Consider the following 8,878-nt stretch of genomic DNA (forward strand, 5'->3'; position numbering starts at 1 on the left):
CCTTCGGCGTGCGGGCCCAGCAGACGAGGAAGTGCGATGGCCGGATCCCCCACAGCTCGACGGACGGCGGGCACGCTGCCGCCCCTCACCCCCGGCCCGCACCGGCGACACCTCGGCCTCATCTCCATCGTCGCCTGCTTCGGTGGGCTGCTCTTCGGCTACGACACCGGCGTGATCAACGGGGCGCTTCGTCCGATGACGGCGGAGCTCGGGCTGACCCCGCTCACCGAGGGTGTCGTCACCAGCTCGCTCGTCTTCGCCGCCGCCGTCGGCGCGTTGCTCGGCGGTCGGGTGTCCGACGCGTGGGGCCGCCGCCCGAGCATCGTCGCGCTGGCCGTCCTCTTCTTCGTCGGCACGCTCGCGGTCGTCTGCTCGCCGAACGTGGAACTGCTCGTCGCCGGGCGCATCCTCCTCGGCCTCGCCGTGGGCGGCGCGTCGGCCGTGGTCCCGGTCTACCTGGCCGAGCTCGCCCCGTATGAGATCCGCGGGTCCATCACCGGGCGGAACGAGGTCGCGATCGTCATCGGCCAGTTGTCGGCCTTCGTGGTCAACGCGGTGATCGGGAACGTCTTCAGCGAGCACCCGAGCGTGTGGCGGATCATGTTCGCCGTCTGCGCCCTCCCCGCGGTCGCGCTCTTCGTCGGCATGTTGCGCATGCCCGAATCGCCGCGGTGGCTCGTCGACCACGGACGCCGCGAGGAAGCGCTGGAGGTCCTGCGGACCGTCCGCTCCGACGATCGGGCGGTGGCAGAGCTCGAGGATGTCGAAGCGGCCTCGACCGAGCACCGCCAGCAACAGCGGATCGGGCTGCGGGCCGTCCTCCGCAACCCGTGGCTCGTCCGCATCCTGCTCGTCGGCGTCGGCGTGGGCATCGCCCAACAGCTCACCGGTATCAACTCGATCATGTACTACGGCCAGACCGTGCTCGTGGAGTCCGGCTTCGATGAGAGCAGCGCGCTCATCGCCAACATCGCACCCGGCATCATCGCCGTGATCGGCGGATTCATCGCCCTCACCTACATGGACCGACTCGACCGACGGAAGACCTTCATCATCGGGTTCTCCCTCACCACCGCCTGCCACCTGCTCATCGGTTGCGCGTCGATGCTGCTCGCGCCGGGCGACCCGGCCCGCCCCTGGGTCATCCTGTTCCTCGTGGTCGTGTTCGTCGGCTCCATGCAGACGTTCCTCAACGTCGCCGTGTGGGTCTACCTGGCCGAGGTGTTCCCGCTCGGGATGCGCGGCCTGGGCATGGGCGTCTCGATCTTCATGCTTTGGGTCGGCAACGGATTCCTGTCGCTGTACTTCCCGTCGCTCGTCGACGGGCTCGGCATCACGGGCACCTTCTTCCTGTTCGCCGGCGTCGGGGTACTCGCGCTCCTGTTCGTCGCCACCCAGGTGCCCGAGACCCGTGGGCGCAGCCTCGAGGCGCTCGGTGCGGACGTCACGACGGGGGCGATCTTCACCCGGCGGTGAGGTGGTCGATCAGGATCTTCGTGCCGATGAGGATCAGGATGACACCGCCCGCGATCTCGGCCGGCTTCCCGAAGCGCTCCCCCACCCGGCGGCCGATGAAGACGCCGAGGAAGGCGAGCACGAAGGTCGTGAGTCCGATGAGGACGACGGCCTCGATGATCGAGCCCGGGAGGAAGGCGAGTGTGATGCCGATGGCGAGGGCGTCGATGCTCGTCGCCAGTGCCAGGACGAGCAGTCGGCGGACGTCGATGCGGTCGGAGTCGACCTCGGTGTCCTCGTGGCTCGAGAACGCCTCCCAGAGCATCTTCCCGCCGACGAGGGCGAGCAGGCCGAAGGCGACCCAGTGGTCGACCTCCGTGATGTACCGCGCGAACTGCGTGCCGAGCACCCAGCCGATGAGCGGCATGACCGCTTGGAAGAGTCCGAAGGTGCCGGCGATCACGAGCGCGTGACGCACGTTGAATCGTCGCATGTGCAGGCCCTTGGTGAGGGCGACGGCGAAGGCGTCGGCTGAGACGCCGAGCGCGATGAGGAGGAGCGGCCAGAACGTCATGTCGCGGGGGTCTTTCTCTGCGGGGCGTCCTGCACGCGGAACCGTGGTCGGGCGGGGCGCCTCGAGGACCCGTCAACGTTGCCAGGGCGACAGGTGAGCGGCAAGCCGAGGTGCGTGATTGTCAGCGTTTCGGGTCGCCTAACGCGGCAGTTCGGGCCACCGTGAGCTGTTGTCAATACAGCCAAGCGTGTACTGTTTTCTCCGTGACCGACACCATGACACCGACCGCGACCCTGACGCACACCGCTGCGCTCGCGAGACTCGGGCACGCCCTGTCGGACGAGACACGGGCCCGCATCCTGCTCACGCTCCGAGAGGCCCCGGCGTTCCCGTCCGATCTCGCCGACGCACTCGGTGTCTCGCGGCAGGTCATGTCGAACCAGCTCGCCTGCCTCCGCGGTTGCGGGCTCGTCGAAGGCGTCCGTGAGGGACGGAACACCTGGTACCGCCTGGCGGACCCGCATCTCGCGCCGGCGCTCGACGACCTCCTGCGCCTCGTGTTGGTCGTCGACCCCGACTGCTGCTCCGGCGAGCAGTGCACCTGCGCATGAGTGCCGTCGGCCTGCCGAGCCCCCGCCTCCGCGCCCAGCTGACCCCCGCCAGACGTGCGACCCTGCAGCGGCGCATCCGGTGGATCGTGGCCGCGACGATCGCCTACAACGTCGTCGAGGCGGTCGTCGCCCTGTCCGCCGGGGCCGGTGCGTCGTCGGCTGCCCTCATCGGATTCGGTCTCGACTCGATCGTCGAGGTGCTGTCCGCCGCAGCGGTCGCCTGGCAGTTCTCGAGCCCGGAGCCGCATCGTCGCGAACGGGTCGCCCTCCGGGTGATCGCCGTGTCGTTCTTCGGCCTCGCGGCCTTCGTCACGGTCGACGCGGTCCGATCACTGGCCGGCCTCTCCACCGTCGAGCACTCGACCGTCGGTATCGTCCTCGCGGCGATCAGCGTCGTGATCATGCCCGCGTTCTCACTGTTCGAGCGCCGGACCGGGAACGAGCTCGGCTCCGCGTCCGCCGTCGCCGACTCGAAGCAGACGCTCATCTGCTCCTACCTGTCGGCCGCGGTCCTCATCGGACTGGTCCTCAACAGCACCCTCGGCTGGGCCTGGGCGGACGCCGTCGCCGCCCTCGTGATCGCCGGCTTCGCCGTCAAAGAGGGGCTCGAGGCATGGCGAGGCGACGCGTGCAAGCGACCGGTCTCCTCGCTCACCTCGGAAGGCTCGGACGCCTGCGACTGCTGCTGAACACGTGCAGGACCTCACCGGGGCGGGATAGCCTGCAATCATGCCAGCAGCCGACGCCGCAGACGCTCCCGACATCGAAGCCCTCCTCGCCGCAGCCGCGACCGACCGCTCCCAGGCGCCGGCCTTCGTGACGGCGCTGCTCGAGAGCACGGTGATCGTCGCGGGGACCGTGACCGACGACAGCATGGCGACCCTGGCTGACCTCCTCGACGCTGACGGCAGCTCGGTGCAGCCGTTCTACACCTCGAAGGAGCGCTTCCAGGAGACGCTCCAGGTCGTTCCGACCTTCGAACGCAACATCCTCGCGCTGCCCTGCCGGGTCCTCTGGCAGATGACCCGAGGCCGCAGGCTCGTCCTCAACCCGCACTCCGCGCACGGCAAGGAGTTCCTCCCGGGCGAGATCGCCCAGCTGCTCGACGGCGAGGCGGTGCTCACCCCACGCGTGGTCGAGCGCGAGACCGAGGTCATGGTGGGACAGCCGGCCCGCGTCCCACCGGGGATGACCGAGGCACTGACGGCGGCCCTCGCCGAGTACCGCGAGGTCGACGAAGCGGTCCTGGGCTGGAAGGTCACCCCGCAGGAGGGCGGTTCCTTCGACGAGAGCTACCTCCTCGTCATCGTCGGCGCTCCGAACGCACGCGAGGTCGTCAGCGGCGCCCTCGCCCGGGCGCTCGCGACGTACTCGGCGAGCGTGCCGATCGACGTGATGTACGCCGCGCCGGGCACCAAGCACCTGCTGCAGGGCGTCCCGCCGTTCCACCGCCGCAAGCGCGGACTGTTCCGGCGAGGATGAGCGGCGAGCGGACCAGGAGGCTCGTGGCGGCCGGGCGCGTGGGACGTCTCGGACGGGTGGCCCTGGTCGCTGGCGTCACCCTCGCGGTCCTCACGGCGTGCGTCGGGCCGTCGCCAGACACGGCATCCGGGGGCCCGACGGCAGGCTCGACTCCCTCGGAGTCCTCGTCGACCGACCTCCCGGACCTGCCGGCCTCCGACTTCCCCGGGCTCGCCTGCGAGCAACTCGCCGGGCCTGACGCCGTCGCCGCGCTCCTCGGCGACCGCGCCGCCACGGTGGCGGCGTCCATCGCGGAGGCGCCTGTCCTCCAGGACGGCGGCACCGTGTGCGCATGGGTGGACGAGGCGACCGGCGCGGCCCTGACGATCCGCCTCGTCGGCGAGGGTGTCGACCACTGGGCGGCATTCAACCACTGGTACGAACACACCGACTGGACCGACACCGTCGGCGAGATCACCGGGACCAGGTGCTCGGACGACGGTTGCTCGGTCCATGCGCTCGACGGGGAGCGGTTCATCGAGGTGGACACCGTCGGCCTCGACGACCCGGACGGGCAGCGCACGGAGGAGATCGCCCGGGCCGCGCTCGCGGCGGCGCCGGCACCGACCCCGCGTCCGGTGGCGTCCGGCTCGGGCGCCGGCACCGGCTCGCGTTCGTGCGCAGCCGCGCTGCCGGAGGCATCGGTGCAGGCGATCCTCGGCGCGAGTGCCGGGGGCGCGAGCTATGTCAGCACCGCAACTCCGAGCTACCACCTCGCCCAGGACGCCCTCACGCGCGTCGGCGGCCTCGACTGCCGCCTGCTCTCCGCGGACTCGGGCGAGCTGCTCCGGTTCACCGTGCTGCCCGGAGGTGCGTGGCTGTTCCGCGACGACGCTCCGATCGCCGGCGATGGGCCGGTGGGCGACGAGGATTCGTCCGAGACAGCGCAGCGCGGCGAGGACTGGGTCAGCCTGCGGGCACCCGGAGCCGGCGAGGAGACCACGCGGGCCCTGCTGGACGAACTCCTCGGCTGAGGGCGACGCGAGAGACCCGACGCGCGCTAGCCCGTGGGGCGGTCCGCGAAGGACACGACGACAGCGCCGACCACGGCGGCGATGGTGACCGCGACGGCGATGAACCACTGGATCCGAGGTGCCGCCCGCCGGATCACGACGACCAGATGTGCCAGCAGCGCCAGGACCGCCACCGCGCCGATGACCGTACCGACCACGCCCGGCTCGAACGCGACGACGCGCTCGGTGGCGAAGCTGTCGTCATCCGCCGGGGGCAGGTAGTACGTCGTGGTCATCTGCATCGCCGCGGCGAGCAGACCGAGCGCGGCGATCACGAGGAGGACTGAGGCTGCGACGATGCGCTTGGCACGGGACATGCCACCAGTATGGCGAGCGTCGGGTCCCGGACAGACGAACGCCCCACCCATGGAGCTGTGGGTGGGGCGTTCTGGCCGTTCGTTCAGAGGAATGCCGGTTGCCGCTCAGGCGTTGATCGCCTCCGGGTGGTCGACCGAGTCGACGGTGATCTTCCGGGGCTTCGCCCGCTCGCTCACCGGGATGATCACGGAGAGCACGCCGCTGTCGTACGACGCCGTGATGCCGTCGAGGTCGAGGCCGTCGCCGAGCGTGAACTGCCGGAGGAAGTGTCCGCCGCCTCGCTCACGGGCGAGCCAGCGCACGCCCTCGCGACTGTCGGCCGTGCGCTGGGCGCGGATGGTGAGCTGGCCGCCGTCGACGTCGACGTCGATCGAACCGGGGTCGATGCCGGGGAGGTCGGCCAGCATCACGTAGCGGTCGCCGTCGCGGTAGAGGTCCACCGGCATTGGCCGGGGAGCGCGGACGGAGTCCAGCACGGAGGCTGCGAAGCGGTCCAGCTGACTGATCGGATCGAGGGTCATTGCCATGAGTGTTCTCCTTCCCTGTCGCCCGATGACGGTCGGGCTCATCGGTTGTCGCTGTCCAGGAGGTGGAGATCCGGGGCTTTGGATCTGCACTTCGTGGTGTAGATTTTTTATACATCGAACGCAGATTCCGTTGCAACTCGTTTTCAGGAGATCTCAAGCATGGCTGAGCGTGACTCGACGACACCCGTGTACGGCATCGCCGTCGCGGCCCAACTCGCGGGCGTTCCCGAGGCGACCCTGCGGCTGTTCGAGAGCAAGGGACTGCTCACGCCGTCGCGGACGGAGGGCGGCACGCGGCGGTACAGCGAGGACGATCTCGAGCGACTCAAACGCGTGACCGACCTGCGTGACGACGGGGTCAACATCGCGGGGATCGCCCGGGTGCTCGACCTCGAGGACGCCAACCGGGGACTGCAGGATCGGCTCGACGCCGTCGAGGACTGAGCGCGGAAGCTGCGCGACAGGTGGCGGCAAGTGGCAGCATGGAGGGATGAGCCTGCAGCGAAGCACTCCGTCAGCCCAGCACATCGACGCCTCCGGGATCGAAGCCTTCATCGACGCCCTCGAGCACCTGCCGAACGTCGAACCGCACAGCCTCACGCTGCTGCGGTCCGGGCAGGTCGTCGCGGAGGGATGGTGGGCGCCGTACTCCGCGGAGCGCGTGCACCTGCTGTATTCGTTGAGTAAGAGCTTCACCTCCACCGCCGTCGGCTTCGCCGTCGAGGAGGGACTCCTCAGCCTCGACGACACCGTCATCAGCCACTTCCCGGAACTCGACGCCGAGGTGACCGACCCCCGGAGCCGCGCCATGCTCGTGCGGCATGTGCTCGCGATGGCGAGTGGTCACCGGGAGGAGACGATCATGCGGGCGGCGGCGATCGACCCGACGAACCTCGTCCGCGGGTTCCTGCTCCTGCCGCCCGACGAGGACCCCGGCACCGTCTTCGCGTACAACCAGCCGTGCACCTACACGGCCGCGGCGATCATCCAGCGCATCACCAGCGGGACGCTCACCGACTACCTGCGCCCCCGCCTGCTCGACCCACTCGGCATCGGTGACTTCGACTGGCAGCGGGACGACCAGGGGTTCGAGCTCGGCTACAGCGGCCTGCATGCGCGCACGGAGGCGATCGCGTCGCTCGGGCAGCTCTACCTGCAGCGCGGCGTCTGGGAGGGGCGGCAGCTGTTGCCCGAGTCCTGGGTGGCCGAGGCGACGAGGTCGCACATCTCGAACGGTGACGACCCGGAGTCGGATTGGGCGCAGGGGTACGGGTTCCAGTTCTGGATCGCGCGCCACGGGTTCCGAGGCGATGGTGCGTACGGCCAGTACTGCGTCGTCCTGCCGGAGCACGACGTCGTCCTGGCGGTGACCGGTCAGAGCCTCGACATGCAGGCCGTCTTGAACGCCGCGTGGGAGCACCTCTTGCCGGCGTTCGGGCGTGGTGATGAGACGTCGTCGGTGGAGGGCGTGAGCACGGACGCGGGCGCGAACACGGACGCGGATCAGGCGCTGCTCGAGCGACTCGCCGGCCTGGCGCTGCCGCCGGTCGGGGTGACGACGGTGTCGGGAGATCAGGACGGTTCCGACGAGGAGCCCGGGGCATCGGAGGAATCGTTCCGCGAGCTCGTCGGGCGGACGTTCGCGGCCGATCCCGGTTCCGCCCTGCCGCAGCTGACGGCCCTCGAGGTGGCGTCGGGTGATGGGGATCAGGTGCTGCTGGTCGTGCACGAGGGTGATGATCGGGTGGAGGTCGCCCCCGGTTTCGGCGAGTGGCGGACGCACGGGCCGGTCGTGGCGAGTGCCGGGTGGGGTGCCGACGGTGGCGTGCTGCGGGTCGAGGTGATCTTCGTCGAGACTCCGCATCGGATGCATCTCGTCGTCGATCCGGCGGCGGGCACCTTCGACGCCTGGTGGGAGACGACGCCGCTGCGGACGTCGCGGCTCGCCGAGGTGCGGCGTCCGAGTGAGGTCGTCGACGGTAGCGGTTCGTCCGTCTGGTGATCTGACGCCGGCGGCAGGCTGGGGAGTCGAGGGGCAGGCCTGCCGCCCTTCGACGAGCTCAGGGACCGAGCTGATCCGGCCACACCTCCGCCGAGCACTGAGCACACCTCGCCCCGGTCACTGAGCCTGTCGAAGTGCGCACGAGGAACCCTTCGACAAGCTCAGGGAGCGGGACGTTCGGCGCACACGTCCGCCGGTCACGAGCACGTCGAAGTGCGTTCGGGGCGCCCTTCGGCGGGCTCGGAACGGGACGTTCCGGGGCCGCTCCCGCCGGTCACTGAGCCTGTCGAAGTGTTGAGGGACACAGGCAGCGTCCTGCCTGTGCGCGCGCTCGACTCCGGTCACTGAGCCTGTCGAAGTGCGCACGAGGAACCCTTCGACACTTCGACAGGCTCAGTGCGGCGCAGCCCAGGGACCGGTAACGGTCAGAACGGTGCGGGGTCCGGCGTCGTTCGGTGGTGTTTGCCGTCGGGTGTCGTCCAGTCGAGGACACCGCCCGGCCGGTGGTCGAGGTTCCACCCGGGGAGGTGCTTCATCCGGTGGTGATGTCGGCACAGGCAGGCGAGATTGCCGACATCCGTTGTACCGCCCTCCTGCCAGGCGATGGAATGGTCGAGGTCGCAGGCCCTGGCGCGGCGGCCGCAGCCGGGTGCCCGACAGGTGCCGTCTCGGAGGCGCACCGCCCGTTGGAGATCGGCTGGCACCCGGTACTGATTCCGCCCAACGGAGAGGACGGCTCCGGTTTCGGGCTGGACGAGGATCCGGGTGAAGGAGGGTGCGTTCACCGCGATCCGCGCTGCGGTCTCCGGGTCGATCGGCCCGTATCCGTCGAGGGTTGCGGGTGCGTCGGAGACGCCGGCCATGCTGAGCGCCGGGACGGTGATCTGCACGGTGGGCTTGATGTGTTCCTGCACTTC

Annotated in this window: 11 protein-coding genes; 7 read left to right on the top strand and 4 right to left on the bottom strand. The window is 70.0% G+C overall.

Features of this window, described 5'->3' with window-relative positions:
• Window positions 1–36 precede the first annotated feature (36 nt).
• On the top strand, window positions 37–1,476 hold the full coding sequence (locus tag ASE44_RS11255) for a sugar porter family MFS transporter (protein ID WP_056779801.1): 1,440 nt from the start codon (window positions 37–39) through the stop codon (window positions 1,474–1,476).
• On the opposite strand, the gene ASE44_RS11260 is transcribed toward ASE44_RS11255, so the two are convergent.
• On the bottom strand, window positions 1,463–2,029 hold the full coding sequence (locus tag ASE44_RS11260) for a manganese efflux pump MntP family protein (RefSeq protein WP_056779808.1): 567 nt from the start codon (window positions 2,027–2,029) through the stop codon (window positions 1,463–1,465). The two genes, ASE44_RS11255 and ASE44_RS11260, sit on opposite strands and share 14 nt — an antisense overlap.
• 215 nt (window positions 2,030–2,244) lie before the next feature.
• Between ASE44_RS11260 and ASE44_RS11265 the strand changes: the two genes are divergently transcribed.
• From ASE44_RS11265 to ASE44_RS11280, 4 genes are read left to right on the top strand one after another with little or no spacing between them, the layout of a single operon-like run.
• Window positions 2,245–2,580 (top strand): helix-turn-helix transcriptional regulator, encoded by a 336-nt coding sequence (locus ASE44_RS11265; RefSeq protein ID WP_056009546.1) that lies wholly within the window; start codon window positions 2,245–2,247, stop codon window positions 2,578–2,580.
• Complete coding sequence (locus ASE44_RS11270; RefSeq protein WP_056781119.1) at window positions 2,577–3,269, top strand: cation transporter; 693 nt, start codon at window positions 2,577–2,579, stop codon at window positions 3,267–3,269. The genes ASE44_RS11265 and ASE44_RS11270 overlap by 4 nt, the downstream gene beginning before the upstream one ends.
• A gap of 40 nt (window positions 3,270–3,309) precedes the next feature.
• Complete coding sequence (locus ASE44_RS11275) at window positions 3,310–4,062, top strand: enhanced serine sensitivity protein SseB C-terminal domain-containing protein (RefSeq protein ID WP_056779811.1); 753 nt, start codon at window positions 3,310–3,312, stop codon at window positions 4,060–4,062.
• 38 nt (window positions 4,063–4,100) lie between these two features.
• A complete protein-coding gene (locus tag ASE44_RS11280) occupies window positions 4,101–5,075 on the top strand; it encodes a hypothetical protein (protein ID WP_157579905.1) in 975 nt (324 codons plus the stop codon).
• 26 nt (window positions 5,076–5,101) lie between these two features.
• Here ASE44_RS11280 and ASE44_RS11285 read toward each other — a convergent pair whose 3' ends face one another.
• Complete coding sequence (locus ASE44_RS11285; protein ID WP_056009552.1) at window positions 5,102–5,431, bottom strand: hypothetical protein; 330 nt, start codon at window positions 5,429–5,431, stop codon at window positions 5,102–5,104.
• Between the two features lie 105 nt (window positions 5,432–5,536).
• A complete protein-coding gene (locus tag ASE44_RS11290) occupies window positions 5,537–5,959 on the bottom strand; it encodes an Hsp20/alpha crystallin family protein (protein WP_056009554.1) in 423 nt (140 codons plus the stop codon).
• A 159-nt stretch (window positions 5,960–6,118) separates the two neighbouring features.
• Between ASE44_RS11290 and ASE44_RS11295 the strand changes: the two genes are divergently transcribed.
• Both ASE44_RS11295 and ASE44_RS11300 read left to right on the top strand, forming a co-directional pair.
• Window positions 6,119–6,403, top strand: coding sequence for a MerR family transcriptional regulator (locus ASE44_RS11295; RefSeq protein WP_056009556.1), 285 nt, complete (start codon window positions 6,119–6,121; stop codon window positions 6,401–6,403).
• Between the two features lie 46 nt (window positions 6,404–6,449).
• Window positions 6,450–7,961, top strand: coding sequence for a serine hydrolase (locus tag ASE44_RS11300; protein WP_056779820.1), 1,512 nt, complete (start codon window positions 6,450–6,452; stop codon window positions 7,959–7,961).
• A gap of 425 nt (window positions 7,962–8,386) precedes the next feature.
• Here the strand turns inward: ASE44_RS11300 and ASE44_RS11305 are convergent.
• Window positions 8,387–8,878: HNH endonuclease signature motif containing protein (locus ASE44_RS11305; RefSeq protein ID WP_162235749.1), on the bottom strand; the 492-nt coding region annotated here is incomplete at its 5' end.

The organism is Plantibacter sp. Leaf1, assembly GCF_001421315.1.
GTDB lineage: Bacteria > Actinomycetota > Actinomycetes > Actinomycetales > Microbacteriaceae > Plantibacter.